Raw genomic sequence first — 20,520 nt, forward strand, 5'->3', positions numbered from 1 at the left:
CGATCATTTCAAGATCAAAAGATCGCAGCCTACGGCAGCTCCTACAGGGTTCGGCGTTATTTGCCGGTAATCATCGGCAGGTTCAGGCCTTGTTCCTTGGCGCAGTCGATCGCGATCTGGTAGCCCGCATCGGCGTGACGCATGACACCGGTGGCCGGGTCGTTGTGCAGCACGCGAGCGATACGCTCAGCCGCTTCGTCAGTACCGTCGCAGACAATCACCATGCCCGAGTGCTGGGAGAAGCCCATGCCGACGCCGCCGCCGTGGTGCAGGGAAACCCAGGTCGCGCCGCTCGCGGTATTGAGCAGGGCGTTGAGCAGAGGCCAGTCGGACACAGCGTCGGAACCGTCCTGCATCGACTCGGTCTCGCGGTTCGGGCTGGCTACCGAACCGGAGTCCAGGTGGTCGCGGCCGATAACGATTGGCGCGGACAATTCACCGCTGCGCACCATTTCGTTGAACGCCAGGCCGAGCTTGGCGCGCAGACCCAGGCCAACCCAGCAGATACGCGCCGGCAGACCCTGGAAGCTGATGCGCTCGCGAGCCATGTCCAGCCAGTTGTGCAGGTGGGCGTCGTCCGGGATCAGCTCTTTGACTTTGGCGTCGGTTTTGTAGATGTCTTCAGCGTTGCCCGACAGTGCAGCCCAACGGAACGGGCCGATGCCACGGCAGAACAGTGGACGGATGTAAGCCGGTACGAAGCCTGGGAAGTCGAAAGCGTTTTCCACGCCTTCTTCCTGAGCCATCTGACGGATGTTGTTGCCGTAGTCGAAGGTCGGAATGCCCATTTTCTGGAATTCGAGCATCGCCTTGACGTGCACAGCCATCGATTGCTTGGCGGCTTTGACCACGGCAGCAGGCTCGGTCTTGGCACGAGCGCGGTACTCTTCCCAGGTCCAGCCAGCCGGCAGGTAACCGTTGAGCGGGTCGTGGGCGCTGGTCTGGTCGGTGACCATGTCCGGGCGCACGCCGCGCTTGACCAGTTCCGGCAGGATTTCAGCCGCGTTGCCCAGCAGCGCGATGGAAATCGCTTTGCCTTCTTTAGTGTATTTGGCGATGCGAGCCAGTGCGTCGTCGAGGTCGGTAGCCTGTTCATCGACATAGCGGCTGTTGAGGCGGAAATCGATGCTGACCTGCTGGCATTCGATGTTCAGCGAGCAAGCGCCGGCCAGGGTTGCAGCCAGTGGTTGAGCGCCGCCCATGCCGCCCAGGCCTGCGGTCAGAACCCAACGACCTTTCAGGTCATCGTTGTAGTGCTGGCGACCGGCTTCGACGAAGGTTTCGTAGGTGCCCTGGACGATGCCCTGGCTGCCGATGTAGATCCAGCTGCCGGCGGTCATCTGGCCGTACATGGCCAGGCCTTTGGCGTCCAGTTCGTTGAAGTGTTCCCAGCTGGCCCAGTGTGGCACCAGGTTGGAGTTGGCGATCAGTACGCGTGGGGCATTGGTGTGGGTCTTGAACACGCCGACCGGCTTGCCGGATTGCACCAGCAGGGTCTCGTCGTCGTTCAGGTTGGTCAGGCTTTCGACGATCTTGTCGTAGCATTCCCAGTTACGCGCCGCACGACCGATACCACCGTAAACCACCAGTTCTTTAGGGTTCTCGGCAACTTCCGGGTCGAGGTTGTTCATCAACATGCGCAGCGGCGCTTCAGTCAGCCAGCTCTTGGCGGTCAGCTTGTTACCGCGTGCGGCACGGATTTCTACGTTGCGGTACTTCGTAGGTTTCTGGGTATTGTCAGTCACGAAAAAGACTCCTCAGCGATCAATTCAAACCAACCCTGGCGGTGGGCAAGCCAGCCTGTGCGCGTTAACGCGTCACAAGCGAATCAGTGGACGCTGCGGAGAGTCTCGATCGACTCATACGCATACGTCTTTACTTGTACATACAAGCATATGCAATCAAGCGGCCAACTTGCTGGATGGGTGTTCAAGAAAAATGGCGCAAAGGGCTGTAAACCCTTTAGATCAAGGGTTTTGACGCAGATGATATTTTTCGGTGGGGATGTGCCGGGTCGGGCGTGGGAGTGTGGCGGCTGTTACTTAAGCGTGGTTTTGCGCCACGCTGGGGCGTTCGGTAACAAGTTGGTGCGCATTGGGGAACGGATTCACGGCAACGAAAAGCATCGCGGGCAAGCCCGCTCCCACAGGTCCAGTGAAGATCCTGTGGGAGCGGGATTGCCCGCGATAGTGTCGCTTGAGTTCTGGATCAGCGTGCAGTCAGTTCAATCACACAGCACGGGCCGCTAGTGGAGACTTCCAGCAGGCCAGCATTACCGTCAAGTTGCAGGCAATCGTGACGCCCCAGTTTTTCGTCACTGTTACCGGCCTTCACTTCAAGCAGCTCGGTGACGCTGAACACCAACACCGTCCCCGCCGAACTGAAAAACCGCTGCTCGCCGTCCAGCCATTGCAACCGCGCGTTGTAGCGCTGCGGCGCGTAGATCAGATTGAAATCGCGAATTGCCCCGCCGAGCAACGTGCAGGAGACCTGGCTCTCACCGCTGAAGGCAAACGGGTCCAGCGGTAACAACGGTCGCGTGTCCTGGCCATCAACGCGCAAGGTCATGCCCTCGCCTTGCAGCACGGTAATCACTCGCTCGTAACCGGCGAATGTGGAAAACCCGCCCGACTCGCCAATATCGGCAATCGACAGGCGCCAGCCGAACCCTTCCAGGCCAGTGCCTGCATCACGGGTGATTTCTTCGGTGCTGCCACCGCCGTTTTTCCACGGCATGCGTGGGTAGTCTTTTGCGCGTAGAACCTTCGTTACATTCATTTATGGCTCTCTATTTATGAAACCGACCTTCCAGGCGATGACGGGAACCGGGGTGGATCAAACGGGCGGCGGTCACTGGCTGACGGCCGGACCAGGTGCGACGGCGAATCAGCAGGCACGGCTCGCCCTTTTCAATCTGCAGCAACTTGCATTCGGACGCCTCGGCCAGAATCGCCTCGACCACGTGCTCGCCCTCGGTCAGCGGTGCGACCTGGTTCAGGTAGGCGTAGGGCGTTTGCAGGGTGAAATCCTGCTTGAGGTAGTCCGGCGCCACCAGCGCATTGACGAAACGGTCCTCGATTTGCACCGGGATGTCGTTTTCGAAATGCACGATCAGTGAATGGAACACCTTCTGGCCTTCGCGCATGTCCAGGGCCAGTGCGCGCTCCGAGCCGGCAGCCTCTTCTTCGAGGGTGATCACCTTGCACGTGTGGCGATGGCCGCGGGAGGCGATTTCGTCGGCGATGTTGTGCACTTCAAACAGCGCGGACTGGCTTTTCGGCTCGGCGACGAAGGTGCCGACACCCTGCATGCGCACCAACAGACCGTCGGCGGTCATCTCACGCAAAGCGCGGTTGATGGTCATGCGACTGAAACCCAGCTGGTTTACCAGCTCACTTTCCGACGGAACGCGGTAGTGCGGCGGCCAGTTTCCACTGTCGATTTGCTGGGTGATCATCTGTTTGACGCGGGCGTACAAGGGCGCCGGACTGTCGCCCATGTTCGCGGCCAACGGTGACACTGGGGGCGGAGTCGGCACGGTTAATCCTTGTTCATTTGGTAGAGGTTGCTAGCTTGCCGGAGTTTACCGAGCAGGCAAACGTCTGTATATGTATATACAAATAACACACGATGGGGTGCTGAACCATGTCCGCCTTCTTTGCCGAACGCGCGCTGCTGCCTAGTGGATGGGCCAACAATGTACGTCTTGAAGTCAGCGCCGACGGCGTTTTGACTCAAATCCAGGCCGATTCTCATGCAGATGGCGCAGAACGGCTAAGCGGTCCGCTGCTGCCGGGCATGCCCAATCTGCACTCGCACGCGTTCCAGCGAGCGATGGCCGGGCTGGCCGAAGTGGCGGGCAATCCGAACGACAGTTTCTGGACCTGGCGCGATTTGATGTATCGCCTCGTCGGAAAAATCAGCCCGGACCAACTCGGCGTGATCGCCCGTCAGCTGTACATCGAAATGCTCAAGGCCGGTTACACCTCGGTTGCGGAATTTCATTACGTGCACCACGACATCAACGGCCAGCCTTACGCAGATCCGGCCGAACTGGCGCTGCGCATCAGCCAGGCCGCGAGTTCCGCCGGTATCGGTTTGACCCTTCTGCCCGTGCTTTACAGCCACTCCGGTTTCGGCGGCCAGGCCCCGAACGATGGCCAGCGGCGCTTTATCAACAGCACCGAAAACTACCTCAAGCTGCAGACGCGTTTGCAACCGATCCTGGCGCAGCAACCGGCGCAATCGCTGGGTCTGTGTTTCCACTCGTTGCGCGCGGTCACACCGCAGCAGATCAGCGAAGTGCTGGCTGCCAGCGACAAGCAATGCCCGGTGCACATTCACATCGCCGAACAGCAGAAGGAAGTCGATGACTGCCTGAGCTGGAGCGGTCGCCGTCCGTTGCAATGGCTGTACGAAAACACCAAAGTCGATCAGCGCTGGTGCCTGGTCCACGCAACTCATGCCAACCCGGAAGAAGTCACGCTGATGGCCAAGAGTCGCGCCATCGCCGGCCTGTGCCTGACCACCGAAGCCAACCTTGGCGACGGGATTTTCCCGGCGGTGGACTTCCTCGCTCAGGGCGGGCGCATGGGCATTGGTTCCGACAGCCATGTGTCATTGAGCGTGGTCGAAGAATTGCGCTGGCTGGAATATGGCCAGCGTCTGCGCGATCAGCGGCGCAACCGCTTGTATGGCGCTGACCAGCCGATGGTCGGCCGCACACTGTTTGACGCGGCGCTGGATGGCGGCGCTCAGGCACTGGGGCAACCGATTGGCGCGCTGCAAGTGGGCAAGCGTGCGGATTGGCTGGTGCTGGATGGCAACGATCCGTACCTGGCAACCGCCAGTGGCGACGGGATTCTCAATCGTTGGTTGTTTGCCGGCGGCGATCGTCAGGTTCGCGACGTGCTGGTCAATGGTCAGTGGGTTGTGCGGGATGGGCGTCATGCCGGGGAAGAGGAAAGCAATCGCGCCTTCACCCAAGTCCTGCGCGAACTGTTGGGCTGATTCTAAACTGATCGTTCCCACGCTCCGCGTGGGAACGATCATGCAGTGTCGTCAGTTAGAGGTCTTGGCCATCTGCTTGTCCGATGCGCGCCAGATCAATCGCGTCGTGTCGTAACCCTGCTGACGCGCCTTGCTCAGCAGCTCTTCACGCACTACACCATCAACCGTCTGCGTGCGGGACAACAGCCACAGATACTTACGGCTTGGGTCTCCGACGATGGCAGTCTTGTAATCGTCGCTGACGTACAACACCCAGTATTCCCCCTTCGCCACGCCGGGCAGCAATCGCGAGAACCAGGTATCGAACTCGACCCACAACTTGTCGGTCTTGCCCGGCACCTGTGGATAAGCCGTGCCCTTGGCCTCTTCCCACTGCCAGTCCGCCGTCAGGCAGCGATTCAACACCTGGATGTTGCCATCAGGCTTGAGCGTGTAGTGGGCTTCGGATTGCGCGCAATTGCGCTGAAAATACATCGGCAGGCGGGCCAACTCGTACCAGGTGCCCTGGTATTTCTTGAGATTGACGCTGTTGGCGGTCTTCGGCGCCAAAGGGTTTTCGCCAGAAGTGGCGCAGCCGGCCAATACCAGGCCGGCAAAAAGCAGGATCAATAAACGCTTCATTATTTTTCTCCCGTGGGCGTATTGCCCCGGTTTACTTCAGGCCTTGGCCAGAAAACATCAGCACTTTGTCACCGGCGTACTGCACGCTGATAAAGCTGTTCTTGTCACCCCAGGTGCAACTGGACATGCCGAGCGCGCCCGAGCAATCAGTGGCTTTACCCAGCAAGGCTTCAACTTCTGCCTTGGGCATGCCGGCCGACAGCTTCGAGTAGTTTTCCTGATTGATCTTGCTGCAAGCTGCCAACAGCACGCAGAACGAGAGCAAGGCGATAGATCGCAGCGACATGGTGAAACTCCTGGTACGTAGGGGATTGGCACGGCTGCCAAGCAGAAGCTTAGAAGAGAAAACCCCCATCTGGTTCCCCAATCGCCCGGCTATTTAACGGGCCACTCGTCTGCCTGTTTTTCCGAAAATTCAGCCACTTTCCCGGGCTATTGAGTATTTCGTCGGCTTTCACAAAAAGACGCCTAATCTTTGGCGCTGGCCAGTCGACACAGAAGCAGCGCCAAGCCCCCTAGTGTGGCAAATTGACGCCCCCTCGCTGACCAGTCCCTCCGCGGTAGTGCACTCAATGACCAGAAACATGAAATTCAGCCACAAGATCCTGCTGGCAGCCGCCCTCGTGGTCGCCGTTGCGTTCGCCTGCTTCATCTTGTTCAACGACTACCGCCAGCGCCAGACCCTGCGCAGCAGCACCGAATCTTCGATGCAGGAACTCGGCAGCCTGACCACCAGCAACATCAAGACCTGGCTCGAAAGCCGTATTCAGTTACTGCAATCGCTGTCCCAGCAGATCGCCGTGGACGGTAGTGCCCAAGCCAATCTCAAACGCGCCATCGACTTGCCGGCCTACACCAGCAACTTCCAGCTCAGCTATTTCGGTGGCACTGACGGTGTGATGTTCTCGGTCCCGACCGGCAATCGCGCCGCGGATTACGATCCCCGCGCCCGCGGCTGGTACAAGGCCGCCAACAGCGCGCAACAGACCATCGTCACCGAGCCCTACATCGCCGCGTCCTCCGGCAAACTGGTGATCACCGTGGCCACTCCGGTGCAGCATCAGGGTCAGATGATCGGTGTTGCCGGTGCGGATATCGACCTGTCCAGCGTCAGCGCGATCATCAACTCGCTGAACTTCGGCGGTCACGGTCATGCGTTTATCGTCAGCGCCGACGGCAAGATCCTGATCCACCCGGACAGCAAACTGGTGCTCAAAACCCTCGCCGAGGCCTACCCGAACGGCGCGCCGAACGTCAGCCCGGGCATGAAAGAAGTCGAACTCGACGGCAAGACTCAATTCATCTCCTTCACCCACGTCAACGGTGTACCGTCAGCGGACTGGTACGTGGCACTGGTGCTGGATCAAGACACTGCATTCTCGATGCTCAGCGAGTTCCGCACCTCAGCGATCATCGCCATGGTCATTGCCGTGGTCATCATCATCGCGCTGCTGGGCATGCTGATCAGTTTCCTGATGCAGCCGCTGCTGACCATGGGTCGCGCCATGCATGACATCGCCGAGGGTGAAGGCGACCTGACCAAGCGCCTGACCATCCATGGCCACGATGAATTCGGTGCGCTGGGTATGTCGTTCAACCGCTTTGTGGAGCGTATTCACACCTCGATCCGCGAAGTCGCCTCGGCCACCGGTCAGGTTAACGAAGTCGCGCTGCGCGTGGTGGCTGCGTCGAACTCGTCGATGTTCAACTCCGATCAACAAGCTTCGCGCACCAGCAGCGTGGCAGCCGCCATCAACGAGCTGGGCGCCGCGGCTCAGGAAATCGCCCAGAACGCCGCCCTCGCCTCCCAGCATTCGAGCGACGCCCGCGAATTGGCCGAAGATGGCCAGCAAGTGGTGGATAAGACTATCGCGGCGATGCAGCAGCTCTCGGCGAAGATCAGCGATTCGTGCGGCAACATCGAAACGCTCAACAGCAACACCGTGAACATCGGGCAGATTCTGGAAGTGATCACCAGCATCTCGCAGCAGACCAACCTGCTGGCATTGAACGCCGCTATCGAAGCGGCCCGCGCCGGTGAAGCCGGCCGTGGTTTTGCCGTGGTGGCGGATGAAGTGCGCAACCTCGCCCACCGCACTCAGGATTCGGCGCAGCAAGTGCAGAAGATGATCGAGGAACTGCAAGTCGGCGCCCGCGAGGCGGTCAGCACCATGACCGACAGCCAGCGTCAGAGTGAAAGCAGCGTTGGCATTGCCAATCAGGCGGGCGAGCGCCTGAGCAGCGTGACTCAGCGCATTGGCGAGATCGACGGAATGAACCAGTCGGTGGCCACCGCAACCGAAGAGCAGACGGCTGTAGTGGAGTCGATCAACGTCGACATCACCGAGATCAACACGCTGAACCAGGAAGGCGTGGAGAACCTGCAGGCGACCTTGCGGGCTTGCTCGGATCTTGAGCAGCAGGCGTCGCGTCTTAAGCAGTTGGTCGGTAGTTTCCGGATCTGACAGCCAGTCACTGATCGTTCCCATGCTCTGCGTGGGAATGCCTCAATGGACGCTCCGCGTTCGGCTCTGGAAGGGACGCGGAGCGTCCCGGGTTGCATTCCCACGCAGAGCGTGGGAACGATCGATTAGAACCTTGACCCAGGCCCTGAAAGAAACTCGATTTCCTCTGCCGTAGACTCCCTTCCCAACACCGCATTCCTGTGCGGAAATCGCCCGAACCGAGCAATCACCTGCTGATGCTTCTCGGCATAGCTCAGGTAATCGGTAAACAGCGCCTGATCGGCCTCCGGCTGCTGCGCAACCAGGTCGATGTAGCGCGAGATAGCCTCGTTCTGCACCGCCAGATTCTCGCAATGCTCAAACACCAGGTAGATAAACACCCGCTGAATCGGCCGCAACTGGCGATCGAAATCCGCAGCAATGCCTTGCGCCACCAGCTTTTGGGCCCGTAGATCACCAGAGAACGATTTGGGAGTGTCGCGATAGATCATGCGCGGAAGTTGATCGAGCAGCAGCACCAGGGCCAGCCAACCTTCGGGGCGTTGCGCCCAGTCAGTCAAACCGCCGGCCAGTGCCTGCTCGACCCAGTCCCCGAAACGCTCGCGCGCTTCGAGGTCCTGGCTATCGCGCTTGCCGAACCATAACCTGCCCTTCTGCGCCGCTATCTCGCTGGGGGATTCGAAGTTTCCGAACCACCAGTCGAGCAACGGCTGCCAGGGCACGGTCATGGCTTATTCCTTGTGGTAAGCCGTGACGCGTGCGACTTCTTCTTTCGAACCGAGGAACACCGCGACACGCTGGTGCAAGCCGTCAGGCTTGATGTCGAGGATGCGCTGATGGCCGTCGGTGGACGCGCCGCCCGCCTGCTCAACCAGGAACGACATCGGGTTGGCTTCGTACATCAACCGCAGTTTGCCCGGCTTCGATGGCTCACGGCTGTCGCGTGGGTACATGAACAGACCGCCACGGGTCAGGATACGGTGCACGTCGGCGACCATCGCGGCGACCCAGCGCATGTTGTAGTTCTTTTTCAGTGGACCTTCATCGCCAGCCAGCAATTCGCTGACGTAGCGCTGTACTGGAGCTTCCCAGTGACGCTGGTTGGACGAGTTGATCGCGAATTCCTGGGTGGATTCCGGGATCGTGATGTCTTCATGGGTCAGCACGAAGCTGCCCATTTCACGGTCGAGGGTGAAGCCTTTCACGCCATTGCCCAGGGTCAGCACCAGCATGGTCTGTGGACCGTAAATCGCATAACCGGCGGCAACCTGCTGAGTGCCTGGCTGCAGGAAGGCCTTTTCGTTCAAAGGCTCGTTCTGGGTCAGGTATTCATTCGGGCAACGCAGTACCGAGAAGATTGTTCCGACCGGCGCGTTGATGTCGATGTTCGACGAACCGTCCAGTGGGTCGAATACCAGCAGGTAGGCGCCTTTCGGGTATTTGCCCGGAATCTGGTAGGCATTGTCCATTTCTTCGGACGCCATGCCGGCCAGGTGACCGCCCCATTCGTTGGCTTCGAGCAGGATGTCGTTGGACATCACATCAAGCTTCTTCTGCACTTCGCCTTGGACGTTTTCAGTGCCCATGCTGCCCAGAACACCGCCCAGGGCGCCTTTGGACACGGCGTGGCTGATTTCCTTGCAAGCACGCGCCACCACTTCGATCAGGAAACGCAGATCGGCAGGGGTGTTGTTGCTACGGGTCTGCTCAATCAAATAGCGACTCAGGGTAACGCGGGACATGGAAGGCTCCGGTGGAATTGGGGGCTAAAAACCCGCGCAGTTTAACGCGAGTCGAGGCGCATTTCCTCCTATCAGACGTGATCCGCCCAATAGAGTTCATGCGCCCGGTTGAGCGTAGTTCGAAACGGGGGAGATGTGATTGGACGAATTGTGGCAATTCCGCGTTTTTCTTTGGCTGACAGTCAGTCTTCGCGGGCAAGCCCGCTCCCACATTTGATCGCGTATTGCTGATACAACGCGATCACCTGTGGGAGCGGGCTTGCCCGCGATCTGGTGCGTAGCACCAGCAATCCTCAGGGTTTGACAGGTGGCTTGCGCAGCAAGCTGAACGCCATCGCCGCCAGGAACAAAACGCTCAGCAACAACACCGCCCATAACCCGAATTTCTTCCAGTTGGTGTCAGTCGTCGCTGCCGCTGTCACCGTGGAGGTGCTGCTCACCACTGCCGCACCTTCGACCGAAGCCTTGCCCAACGCGGCAAACTTCGCGGCGCTGTAATCGGGAACCAGCGTCGACAACGGCAGGTTCGCGGCCTTCGCCGTCGCATTGCCCAGCGCCAGCGTGTAAGGCCCGGCGCCACGGGCCAGGAACACCACCTGCGTAGAGCGTACGGCAAACTTCAACGTCGGCGCTTGTGCGCCAAAGCCACCGCCGCGTTCGTCCACGACCAGCTTCAGTTGCTGCACGGTTTGCCCCGACAGCTGCAATTCGTTCTGCACCACGTCCTGGCCATTCTGGTTCAGGCGATAGAGTAACCCGCTGCTCAGGGACTGCCACGGCAGGCTGCTCTCGCGCCGCCCGGATAACGTCACCGGCGCCAGGCTGTTGGGCTGACTCAATTCGACCTGCACGCGCTCGACATTCAGCCCCATCGGCAATAGCCAGGTGTATTCACCGCTCTTCACGCTGCTGCCGGCCAACGGTTGCGACCAGACCAACGGCAACGGCACGCTGCGGGTGCTGGCGCTTTCCAGTTGTGCCGATGTCAGCGTCGGCGCCGATTGCGATGAATTCCACAGCAAGCGCAGATACCGCGCCGATTGCCCCGGAAGGCCCACCTCATGTTGCTCGACCCGTTCGTCGGCAAACGTCAGGCGCGCCACCTGCCCTTCGCCCCACGACTGCCAATGCTGCAAGTCGTCGCTGGCCTCGATGCTGAAACGCTGGAAGCCATCGCGCTCGCTGGTCCAGTCAAGGACCAGCTGCTGCAACGGCGCCTTTATGCCGCTGGCGTCGAGCAACCAGCCACGCAGCACTTCCTCGCCCGCCTCCAGCTCAGTGGAGGGCTGTACTTCGACCAACGTGCCGTTCGCGTTCGATTGCACGCGTATGCCCGGCGCGCGCTCCGTGGCATCCGCCGTGTTGTACAGCGGGAACCATTTCACATCGGTCAGTGCGCGGCTCTCGCGGGTTGACGCTATTTCACGAGCCAAGGCGTAGGCCTGGGCCTCGCCGGCGGCGTTGAACACGCGAACATCGCTGAGATCCGTTTGCCGCGCATTCAGCTGCACGGCCAAGGGCAATTCAAGGCGATACCACGGCCCCTCGCCGCTCACCGACAACGGCACTTGCGTGGCGAAGTCCGCCGGTTTTTCCTGGGCGTTGGCCGACAGCGCCACACCCAGCGCAACAGCGCCCAACCAGCCCAGGTTCAGCTTCTGACTCAAGACGACACTCCTTCGGTTTGCGGGGCCGGTTTTTCAGCATCCGGTATAGCCTCGGCGCGCTTGGGCGGCAGCGGAGCGAAATAGCCCACTACCAACAGCAAGACGCCGACGCCGATAAACGACACGATCCGCGCCAGGCCGCCGCGGTTGCTCAGTTCGACAAAGAACAGTTTGGCCACGACCACGCCGATCAGCGCGGCGCCGATCAGCCAGACTTCGCGGCGATGACGCAGATGGCCGCCGATCATCAAGCCCAGCGCCATCAGGGTCCAGACGATCGACAGACCGGCCTGCACCAGCATCGATTCGAGCAAGGCATCCAGCTCAAACGGCACGCCGCCCCAATGGTGAGCGGTGCGCATCACCAGCGCGGTAAAGAAGGCGAACAGCGAGACACCGGCGATCAGTTGCGCGGCCTTTTCGGCGTAGTCCTTGCGAATCGCCAGTTGCGCTACGGCGCTACGGGACCAGACATAAACGCCGAACAGCGCAAACAGCAGGCCCAGCTCCAACGGGTTGATCAGCGGCACATAGGGCAGCGGCTCAGCGGTACCGTCACTGGCGATGTTCGCCAGCCAGAACCAGACAAGCATCAGCAATGCCAGTGGTGCCGCAGCGTAGACACGGTATTCGCGGGCATACGTCGACACCGGCCACGGCCAATTGCGCGGCGCAGCCATCAGCACCAGATACAGGCTCGGCAGGATCGCCCAACCCAGCCAGCGCCAGGCGTTGTACTGCTCGGACAACAGCAGTAAACCGTAACGCAGCTCCAGCGCCAGCACGCCGATCAACAGCCAGGCTCCGAGCACATGGGCGGTGCTCAGTGCGCGCGCCGGCAGCATTGGCGCCAAACGTCGCAGTGAGACGAAATGCACAGCGAACACGGCCGTCCACACCAGCCAGCCAAAATCGGCGGCCGGGTGATAACGCGAATGCCACGCGGCGAGCAATACAAGCGCGGCGGCGGGTATCAGCAAGGTGCAGAGCAGGCCTAGGGACGGCCATTTCAGGCGCAATGCCAACGCCGCCCATAGCGCCACGCTCACGGCCGCGACCGCCAGCAACAACGTCGCTTGCAGATTGAACGGCGCAAAACGCAACACTTCGCTGATCCACGCCAGCGCCCACCAACCTGCGCCCCATACCAGCAACACTTCAGATAATCGCTGCAAGCTCAGCGCATCGAACGCCGAGCCATGATTGCCGAGCTGCAAGCGCCAGGCCCCGATCAACGCGGCCAGGCCCAACACCAACGGCGTCCAGAAACCGCTGTGCGCCAGCGGCCTCAGACCTTCGCTGGCCAGCGGTCCGAGCAGGTCCGGTCCGGCCAGCAGAAACGCCGCGCCACCGATGACCTGCAACAACAGGCCGAAGACAAAACTCACCCGCTGCTTGAGGTACAGACTGAGCCAAATGATGAACAAACCACTGGCCGCCCACACCGCACTCGCGGTTTGCCAGGGCAGCACGAACAGCACGGCCAGATTGATCAGCACCAGACCGGCCAGCAACACCACCGACAAGCCACGCAACAGTCGAGCGTCGTTGCGCACCATGTCGTCTCGCGCGGCGAGCAACATGCCGGCGATCAGTGCCAGGCCGATCAGGGACGCGCTGAGCAAACCGCTCCAGCCCGCGCTGAACACGGCGCCAGACTCACTGCCAGCGCCCTGCAATCGCAGCAGGAACAACGCACCGCCGAGCAACTGTACGGCGAACGCGGTGAACAGGAACGTGCGCGATTGCAGGCGCAGGCCGACAAACAAGGTCGCCAGGCCCGCCAGTGCCCAACTGATCGCAGTGCCTTGGGTGAAGAAGAACAACGGCGCCAGCAAATAGAGGAATGTCAGACCGAGGCACGCCAGCACCGGCAGTCCTTTGCGTTCCCAGTCCGACGTCTGCTCGGGCAAGGCTTTGCGCAATTGGTAGAAGCTGAACAGCAACGCCGCACCGAGCATCAACGCACCCAGGGGAGCGCCGTCGAGCAGGCTGCTTTCGCCCGTGCGCAGCTCACTGAGAAACGCCAGCGCGGAACCGAGTTGCAGCAGCAAGGCAAACGCCCGGGCCAGCGGTCGTTGCTGACGCAGGCCGAGCCAGAAAATTCCCGCGCCTTCTACAGCCCAAGCGGCGGCTGTCCAGCGAGCGTCGAGCCCCAGCGGAATCGCCAGGCTGGCGAAGATCACGCCCAGCGCCAGACAGGTTTCCGCGAGCAACAACGCCCGTCCGCCCATCAGCAGACGAGCGAGCCCCATGTAGATCATGCCTAACGCCAATGCGCTGAACGCCGCGGCAAATTCCAGATGTTGAACCAGCGCGAATTGCAGACCGAAGCCCACCAGCGGCGGGCCGAACAACATCGTTGCGTCGACGTAATCGCCTTTAGCTGCCGACCAGCGCAGAAGTGCCTCGCGGCTGTCGTCTTCGGGCGCATCGCTCATTTCCAGCAGCTTGCGCCGGGTGAACAGCAAACCAATGGCCAGGTACATCAGGAAAAACAGAATCAGGAACGGCTCGGTGCTCCACAGCAGTTCCGGCGTGTAGGAGCGCAGCCCCCAGGCGAAACCGATGCCGAACGTGCCGACAAAGCCGATCAGGTTAAGCAGCCGCCAGGCCTTGAACCAGGCGATGGCGAGAATGCCGGCATTGAGCAAGGCGAAATAACTGAACAGCGCAACATGGTTGCCGGCACCGGTCGACGTCAGGATCGGCGCGGCGAAACCGCCCAGGGCGGCGACGCACGCCAGCGCCAGGGAATCCTGAGTGATTGCCAGAATCGCAGAGAACACGGTCACCGCCACCAGCAGGCCCAGGGCTGCCGTTGGATCGAGCAGCGGATGCAAACGCATGGCGGCGAACACCGTCAGGTACAACACGGCAATCCCGGTGCCTTGCAGCATCAATGCGTAATTATTATTGCGATTGCGCAGCCACCAGCCCAGCCCGAGCAAGCCCAGCGCAGCCGCTGCCACCCCGGCGTAACGCAGTTCGATCGGCACCACCATGCCTTCAGTGGCATAACGCAGCAGGAAGGCCAGGCCGAGAAACAACAGCACCACGCCAACCCGCAGCACGGTGTTGCCACCGAACAGCCAGTTACGGGCGCCGCTGATGGCCCGGTCAATAAAATTGGGGCCACGAGGAATGGCGGGTTGTTGCGGCTCGCGGGCGACCGGCTCCGGTTTCCAGACATCGACTGGCAGCGGGCGACTGGTTTCAGTGGCTGCGGCAGTGATCGGTTGGAGTTCGGGTGGGAGGTCCCAGATCAGCTCCGGGCTCTCGACAGGGATTTCGTCGAGTGTGAATTCAGGGGTCGGGGCGGGTTCGCTGACCACCGAATCGCTGGTCTCAGGCGCCTTGACGCCTGACACTTCGAGCAATGCCAAGCGTTGCTGCACCGCATTGAGCGCAACCTGTGCCTGCTCCAGAAGGGCTCGCTGCTCGGCCGTTTGTGACCCCAAGCGAGTGATACGTATGGCTTGGCCAATACCCAACCCGAGCAGCGCGCCCAACAGCGCATCGCCGAACGACTCGTCGAGTATCCAGCCCAGCACCAGCCCAATCAGCATGAAAATCCATTGCATGGTCGATATCCCTAAGCGGCCCATTGCCTTGTGGCGCCTACGCTGACGCCATCGCGGGCAAGCCACGCTCCCACAGGTCATATGTCGATTTTGCGACCCATGAAGTCCTGTGGGAGCGTGGCTTGCCCGCGATTGAGCGCGCAGCGCTCACTGAAACTGGTGCTTAGTATATCGATCAGGCCCAACAACCGTCGGGCCTTGCTCGCAATTATTGCTAAAAGTTACTCCAGAGCTTTCCAAATCTCGGTGGCGTACTCGCGAATGGTCCGGTCGGACGAGAACCAGCCCATCCGGGAAGTGTTCAACACCGCCGAACGCCACCAGGCTTGCGAATCGTGCCAATGGGCTTCCACGCGCATCTGCGCTTCCCAGTAGGAATCGAAATCGGCGCAGACCAGGAAGCGGTCGTAGTCGATCAGCGAATCGATCAACCCGGTGTAACGGGCCGGATCATCTGGTGAGAACACCCCGCCCCGGATCGCTTGCAGCACGTCGTTCAAACGGTGTGATGCGGCAATGTCCGGCGTCGCGTTGAACTCATGGTTCTGCTTGCGCGCTTCAACCTGCTGGGCGCTGAGGCCAAAGATGAACATGTGTTCGGCGCCGATGAACTCACACATTTCAACGTTGGCGCCATCGAGGGTGCCGATGGTCAGCGCGCCGTTGAGGCCGAATTTCATGTTGCTGGTGCCCGATGCTTCAAAGCCCGCGGTGGAAATCTGCTCCGACAAATCCGCCGCCGGAATGATGCTCTCCGCCAGGCTGACGTTGTAGTTGGGCAGGAACACCACTTTGAGCAAACCACGCACCGTCGGGTCGTTATTCACTACACGAGCAATGTCATTGGTCAGTTTGATGATCAGCTTGGCCTGGTGATAACTGGCGGCGGCCTTGCCGGCGAAGATCTTCACCCGCGGCACCCAGTCTATTTCCGGCTCGGCGCGAATCGCCTGGTACAACGCCACGGTATGCATCAGGTTGAGCAACTGACGTTTGTATTCGTGAATCCGTTTGACCTGCACGTCGAACATCGCCGCCGGGTTGACCGCAATCCCCAGGCGTTCATGAATCAGGTACGCCAAGGCTTTTTTACTGTGCAGCCGCTGCTCGGCGAAGGCTTTGCGGAACGGAGCTTTCTCGGCGAACGGCTCCAGTTCCTTCAGGCGTGCTTCAGCGTTGTCCAACAGGTCCGGGCCGAGGGCGTCGACCATCATCGACGTCAGCTCGGGGTTGGCCTGGTAGAGCCAGCGGCGGAAGGTGATGCCGTTGGTCTTGTTGTTGATCCGCTCCGGATAGAGTTTGTGCAGTTCGGAGAACACGGTTTTGCGCATCAGCTGCGTGTGCAGCGCGGACACGCCGTTGACGCTGTGGGAACCGAGGAACGCCAGGTTGCCCATGCGCACGCGGCGGCCATTGTCTTCTTCGATCAGCGACACCGCGCGCAGCACGTCGAAGTCGTGAATGCCTTTGGCGCGCAGCGAGTCGATGTGCTGGGCGTTGATCTGGTAGATGATCTGCATGTGCCGCGGCAGCATCCGCTCCATCAAACCGACCGGCCAGGTTTCCAGCGCTTCGGGCAGCAACGTGTGGTTGGTGTACGAGAGCGTGTCGACGGTGACTTGCCATGCGGCATCCCACGCGACGTCGTAGACGTCAACGAGTTGGCGCATCAGCTCGGCCACAGCAATCGAGGGGTGGGTGTCGTTGAGCTGGATGGCTGCGTGATCGCCCAGTGTCAGCACCGAGGTGTGCATGTTGCGGTGGCGCCGCAGCAAGTCCTGCAAGGACGCAGCGACGAAGAAGTATTCCTGACGCAGACGCAGTTCCTGGCCGGCTTCAGTGCTGTCGGCCGGATAGAGGACGCGCGAGATACTTTCCGCCCGGGCCACTTCGGCTACCGCGCCCAAGTGGTCACCGGCGTTGAAGCGTTCCAGGTGCAAATCTTCCATCGCCCGGGCACGCCACAGGCGCAGCGTATTGACGCTCGCCCCGCGCCAGCCGACCACCGGCGTGTCGTAAGCAATGGCGCGAACGGTTTCCACCGGTGTCCAGACCTGCTTGGTCTTGCCAGCTTCGTCGGTGACGGTTTCGACACTGCCGCCAAAACCGATCGGGTAAACCACCTCCGGCCGTTCGAATTCCCATGGGTTACCGAAATCCAGCCAGTGTTCGGTTTGTTCCTGCTGCCAGCCATCGACGATGGCCTGACGGAACAATCCGTGTTCATAACGAATGCCATAGCCGTGGCCGGCGATGCCCAGGGTCGACATGCTTTCCATGAAGCACGCCGCCAGACGACCGAGGCCGCCGTTGCCCAGGGCCGCGTCGGGCTCCAGCAGGCGAATGCGTTCGAGGTCGACGCCCAGTTCGGTCAGGGCCTCACGGGCGACGTCCAGCAGGCCGAGGTTGCTCAGGCTGTCGTAGAGCAGCCGGCCGATGAGAAATTCCAGGGAGAGGTAGTAAACCCGTTTCTGACCTTTGCGGTAGATCTGCCGGGTGTGATCCATCCAGTGCTCGACCATGTGATCGCGCGCTGCCAATGCAATCGCTTCGAACCAGTCGTGGTCGAACGCGTGATCCGGGTCTTTGCCCACCGCGTAGGTGAGTTTGGTCAAGACGGCGTCGCGGAATGCGGCCACCTCTGCTTCGCGAACAAGTGGTTCTTGAGTCATCGATAGGACCTCGAGCGAGCGTGGAGTTGTTGAGCCTAGACGGTCTGACCGGCCGCGGGGGCTCTGGTTCGGCAGTTTTTCCTGATAGTGCGAGATAGGTCGACATTACATTGTCATGTGCCTTAATCAATGCAGGTGCCGTGCCGGATTAACGGTGCTATCGGGCGGTTATTGAAAAAAACTGGCGAAAGGTTGTTCAAAAATCCACCAGTCCCGGTATGATCGCGCGCCCTGATGCACACGCTGGTAACAACCGATGATGAAGTCCAACCTGATCGCTGCCGCCGAGATCGATCGCCTCGACACCTGGGCCAAGTATTCTGCGCCAATGTGCGGTTCCTGTGTGTCCAGTTGCTGCACGCTGCCGGTCGAGGTCAAGATCAAGGATCTGATCCGTATCGGCATCGTCGACGAGTTCGAGCGCGGCGAACCGGCGAAGAACATCGCCAAGCGCCTGCAGAAGGAAGGGATCGTCGAGCGCTACAACCAGAAGTCCGAAATCTTCACGCTCCAGCGCATGAGCAACAACGATTGCCTGTACCTGGATCGTAAGAGCCGTCTGTGCACTATTTATGAAAAGCGTCCGGACACTTGCCGCAATCATCCGAAGATCGGGCCACGCCCCGGATATTGCGCTTACAAGCCTAAAGAAGTGGCGCGTGAGAGCAGCGAGAGCCGTCGCACCCTGGAGAAGTTTTGATCCAGAATCTCGCTGCCTGACCGAGCCTCATCGCGGGCAAGTCCGCTCCCACAGGGTTCGGCGCTGAACACAACTTATGTGAACACCCCAAATCACTGTGGGAGCGAGCTTGCTCGCGATGAGGCCAGCACAAACACTGCACAAACCCCAGACAAACAAAAACGCCCCCGACCTTGCGGTCGGGGGCGTTTTTTTTCCAGCTAACTAAATGACTTAGTTACCAGATTTTTTCGCAGCGCGGGTACGCTCGCTTTCGCCTAGGATCTTCTTGCGAAGACGGATGGACTTAGGAGTGACTTCGCACAATTCGTCTTCTTGAACGAATTCCAGAGCCTGCTCCAGGGTGAAGCGGATAGGCGGAACCAGAGCGATGGTTTCGTCTTTACCCGAAGCACGCATGTTGTCGAGCTTCTTGCCTTTGGTTGGGTTGACGCCCAGGTCGTTGTCGCGGCTGTTGATGCCGACGATTTGACCTTCGTACACGTCTTCACCGTGACCCAGGAACAGTTTGCCGCGAGCTTGCAGGGTTTCCAGCGAGTAAGTCAGAGCCTTACCGGTAGCAACCGAAACCAGCACGCCGTTCTGACGGCCGGACATGTCGCCGGACTTCATCACGTCGTAACGGTCGAAGATCGAGGTCAGGATGCCTGCACCGGAGGTCAGGGTCAGGAACTCGTTACGGAAACCGATCAAGCCACGAGCCGGGATGTTGTACTCAAGGCGCACACGGCCCTTGCCATCCGGAACCATGTTGGTCAGGTCGCCTTTACGGATACCGATCTGTTCCATGATCGAACCTTGCGATTCTTCCGGCAGGTCGATGGTCACGTTTTCGTACGGTTCGTGCTTGACGCCGTCAACCATGCGGATGATCACTTCCGGACGACCAACACCCATTTCGAAGCCTTCGCGACGCATGGTTTCGATCAATACCGAGAGGTGCAGCTCACCACGGCCGGAGACTTTGAACTTGTCGGCGGTGTCGCCTTCTTCAACGCGCAGGGCAACGTTGTAGAGCAGTTCTTTGTCCAGACGTTCCTTGATGTTACGGGAAGTCACGAACTTGCCTTCTTTACCGCAGAAAGGCGAGTCGTTTACCTGGAAGGTCATGGAAACGGTTGGTTCGTCAACGGTCAGCGGCTTCATCGCTTCGACGTTCAGTGGGTCGCACAGAGTGTCGGAGATGAACAGCTGGTCGAAGCCGCTGATGCAGACGATGTCGCCGGCAGCTGCTTCTTCAACGTCGATACGGTGCAGACCGTGGTGACCCATCAGCTTCAGGATACGGCCGTTGCGCTTCTTGCCGTCGGCGTCGATAGCGACAACCGGAGTGTTCGGCTTGATGCGACCACGAGCGATACGGCCAACGCCGATAACACCCAGGAAGCTGTTGTAGTCCAGAGCGGAGATCTGCATCTGGAACGGACCGTCACGGTCGACTTTCGGCGCAGGTACGTTGTCGACGATCGACTGGTACAGCGGGGTCATGTCTTCAGCCATGTCGGTGTGTTCCAGACCGGCAATGCCGTTCAGGGCCGAGGCGTAGACGACTTTGAAGTCCAGCTGTTCTTCGGTGGCACCGAGGTTGTCGAACAGGTCGAAGATCTGGTCCAGAACCCAGTCCGGACGCGCGCCTGGACGGTCGACCTTGTTGATGACCACGATTGGACGCAGGCCGGCTTCGAAAGCCTTCTTGGTCACGAAACGGGTTTGCGGCATAGGGCCGTCTTGAGCGTCAACCAGCAGCAGAACGGAGTCGACCATCGACATTACGCGTTCAACTTCGCCGCCGAAGTCGGCGTGGCCCGGGGTGTCCACGATGTTGATGTGGTAGCCGTTCCAGTTGATGGCGGTGTTTTTCGCCAGAATGGTAATACCGCGCTCTTTCTCCTGGTCGTTGGAGTCCATCACGCGCTCGTCGTTGAGCTCGTTGCGCTCCAGGGTGCCGGATTGACGCAAGAGTTTGTCTACCAGGGTGGTTTTACCATGGTCAACGTGAGCAATGATGGCGATGTTGCGTAGATTTTCGATCACTTGTGTATCTCGATCAGAGGATTCG

14 protein-coding genes and 1 pseudogene are annotated in these 20,520 nt (G+C 60.2%); 4 read left to right on the plus strand and 11 right to left on the minus strand.

The features are described from left to right. Nucleotides 1-56: 56 nt before the first annotated feature. The 3 genes from hutU to hutC form a co-directional block, all read right to left on the minus strand. Nucleotides 57-1,745, minus strand: coding sequence for a urocanate hydratase (gene hutU / locus BLQ41_RS03005; RefSeq protein WP_090176693.1), 1,689 nt, complete (start codon nt 1,743-1,745; stop codon nt 57-59). 463 nt (nt 1,746-2,208) lie between these two features. Further along, entirely contained in the window at nt 2,209-2,778 is a 570-nt protein-coding gene (locus BLQ41_RS03010; protein ID WP_090176695.1) for a HutD/Ves family protein, read from the minus strand. A 10-nt stretch (nt 2,779-2,788) separates the two neighbouring features. After that, nucleotides 2,789-3,499 (minus strand): histidine utilization repressor, encoded by a 711-nt coding sequence (hutC, locus tag BLQ41_RS03015; protein WP_177326944.1) that lies wholly within the window; start codon nt 3,497-3,499, stop codon nt 2,789-2,791. 146 nt (nt 3,500-3,645) lie between these two features. Here hutC and BLQ41_RS03020 point away from each other — a divergent pair, with 146 nt between their 5' ends. Next, nucleotides 3,646-5,010 (plus strand): formimidoylglutamate deiminase, encoded by a 1,365-nt coding sequence (locus tag BLQ41_RS03020; protein ID WP_090176702.1) that lies wholly within the window; start codon nt 3,646-3,648, stop codon nt 5,008-5,010. A gap of 51 nt (nt 5,011-5,061) precedes the next feature. Here the strand turns inward: BLQ41_RS03020 and BLQ41_RS03025 are convergent, their stop codons facing one another. Then, on the minus strand, nt 5,062-5,631 hold the full coding sequence (locus tag BLQ41_RS03025; protein ID WP_090176705.1) for a lipocalin family protein: 570 nt from the start codon (nt 5,629-5,631) through the stop codon (nt 5,062-5,064). 31 nt (nt 5,632-5,662) lie between these two features. Further along, nucleotides 5,663-5,917, minus strand: a complete 255-nt coding sequence (locus BLQ41_RS03030) for a hypothetical protein (RefSeq protein WP_090176709.1) — start codon at nt 5,915-5,917, stop codon at nt 5,663-5,665. Nucleotides 5,918-6,215: 298 nt separating this feature from the next. On the opposite strand from BLQ41_RS03030, the pseudogene BLQ41_RS31320 reads away from it, so the two are divergent. Both BLQ41_RS31320 and BLQ41_RS31325 read left to right on the plus strand, forming a co-directional pair. Next, a pseudogene (locus BLQ41_RS31320) lies at nt 6,216-7,238 on the plus strand (HAMP domain-containing protein); the annotation flags it as partial. Between the two features lie 93 nt (nt 7,239-7,331). Further along, nucleotides 7,332-8,096 carry a methyl-accepting chemotaxis protein gene (locus BLQ41_RS31325; protein WP_408003505.1) on the plus strand — a complete coding sequence of 255 codons (765 nt, stop codon included), beginning with the start codon at nt 7,332-7,334 and terminating at the stop codon, nt 8,094-8,096. 125 nt (nt 8,097-8,221) lie between these two features. Here BLQ41_RS31325 and BLQ41_RS03040 read toward each other — a convergent pair whose 3' ends face one another. The 5 genes from BLQ41_RS03040 to BLQ41_RS03060 all read right to left on the minus strand — a co-directional run bounded on the left by BLQ41_RS03040 (nt 8,222) and on the right by BLQ41_RS03060 (nt 17,761). Then, the gene (locus BLQ41_RS03040) at nt 8,222-8,824 is read right to left on the minus strand and encodes a DUF924 family protein (RefSeq protein WP_090176715.1); all 603 of its coding nucleotides are present in this window, start codon (nt 8,822-8,824) and stop codon (nt 8,222-8,224) included. 3 nt (nt 8,825-8,827) lie between these two features. Beyond that, nucleotides 8,828-9,838, minus strand: coding sequence for a class 1 fructose-bisphosphatase (locus tag BLQ41_RS03045; protein WP_090176717.1), 1,011 nt, complete (start codon nt 9,836-9,838; stop codon nt 8,828-8,830). Nucleotides 9,839-10,131: 293 nt separating this feature from the next. After that, on the minus strand, nt 10,132-11,505 hold the full coding sequence (locus BLQ41_RS03050) for a DUF3999 domain-containing protein (protein ID WP_090176720.1): 1,374 nt from the start codon (nt 11,503-11,505) through the stop codon (nt 10,132-10,134). Further along, nucleotides 11,502-15,089 (minus strand): DUF2339 domain-containing protein, encoded by a 3,588-nt coding sequence (locus BLQ41_RS03055; RefSeq protein ID WP_090176723.1) that lies wholly within the window; start codon nt 15,087-15,089, stop codon nt 11,502-11,504. Before BLQ41_RS03055 ends, BLQ41_RS03050 begins: the two co-directional genes overlap by 4 nt. A gap of 221 nt (nt 15,090-15,310) precedes the next feature. Further along, nucleotides 15,311-17,761: a glycogen/starch/alpha-glucan phosphorylase gene (locus BLQ41_RS03060; protein ID WP_090176725.1), complete on the minus strand. Its 2,451-nt coding sequence runs from the start codon at nt 17,759-17,761 to the stop codon at nt 15,311-15,313. A 259-nt stretch (nt 17,762-18,020) separates the two neighbouring features. Here BLQ41_RS03060 and BLQ41_RS03065 point away from each other — a divergent pair, with 259 nt between their 5' ends. Further along, the gene (locus BLQ41_RS03065) at nt 18,021-18,461 is read left to right on the plus strand and encodes a YkgJ family cysteine cluster protein (RefSeq protein WP_090188351.1); all 441 of its coding nucleotides are present in this window, start codon (nt 18,021-18,023) and stop codon (nt 18,459-18,461) included. 213 nt (nt 18,462-18,674) lie between these two features. On the opposite strand, the gene typA is transcribed toward BLQ41_RS03065, so the two are convergent. Continuing rightward, the gene (gene typA, locus BLQ41_RS03070; RefSeq protein ID WP_090176728.1) at nt 18,675-20,495 is read right to left on the minus strand and encodes a translational GTPase TypA; all 1,821 of its coding nucleotides are present in this window, start codon (nt 20,493-20,495) and stop codon (nt 18,675-18,677) included. Nucleotides 20,496-20,520 lie beyond the last annotated feature (25 nt).

The organism is Pseudomonas arsenicoxydans (genome assembly GCF_900103875.1).
GTDB classification, from domain to species: Bacteria; Pseudomonadota; Gammaproteobacteria; order Pseudomonadales; family Pseudomonadaceae; genus Aquipseudomonas; species Aquipseudomonas arsenicoxydans.

Coding starts and splice junctions, on each gene's coding strand:
- BLQ41_RS03025 (WP_090176705.1), bottom strand. CDS start 5,631: ATGAAGCGTTTATTGATCCTGCTTTTTGCCGGCCTGGTATTGGCCGGC.
- hutC (WP_177326944.1), bottom strand. CDS start 3,499: ATGGGCGACAGTCCGGCGCCCTTGTACGCCCGCGTCAAACAGATGATC.
- BLQ41_RS03020 (WP_090176702.1), top strand. CDS start 3,646: ATGTCCGCCTTCTTTGCCGAACGCGCGCTGCTGCCTAGTGGATGGGCC.
- BLQ41_RS03065 (WP_090188351.1), top strand. CDS start 18,021: ATGAAGTCCAACCTGATCGCTGCCGCCGAGATCGATCGCCTCGACACC.
- BLQ41_RS03010 (WP_090176695.1), bottom strand. CDS start 2,778: ATGAATGTAACGAAGGTTCTACGCGCAAAAGACTACCCACGCATGCCG.
- BLQ41_RS03055 (WP_090176723.1), bottom strand. CDS start 15,089: ATGCAATGGATTTTCATGCTGATTGGGCTGGTGCTGGGCTGGATACTC.
- BLQ41_RS03030 (WP_090176709.1), bottom strand. CDS start 5,917: ATGTCGCTGCGATCTATCGCCTTGCTCTCGTTCTGCGTGCTGTTGGCA.
- BLQ41_RS03060 (WP_090176725.1), bottom strand. CDS start 17,761: ATGACTCAAGAACCACTTGTTCGCGAAGCAGAGGTGGCCGCATTCCGC.
- BLQ41_RS31325 (WP_408003505.1), top strand. CDS start 7,332: ATGTTCAACTCCGATCAACAAGCTTCGCGCACCAGCAGCGTGGCAGCC.
- BLQ41_RS03045 (WP_090176717.1), bottom strand. CDS start 9,838: ATGTCCCGCGTTACCCTGAGTCGCTATTTGATTGAGCAGACCCGTAGC.
- BLQ41_RS03040 (WP_090176715.1), bottom strand. CDS start 8,824: ATGACCGTGCCCTGGCAGCCGTTGCTCGACTGGTGGTTCGGAAACTTC.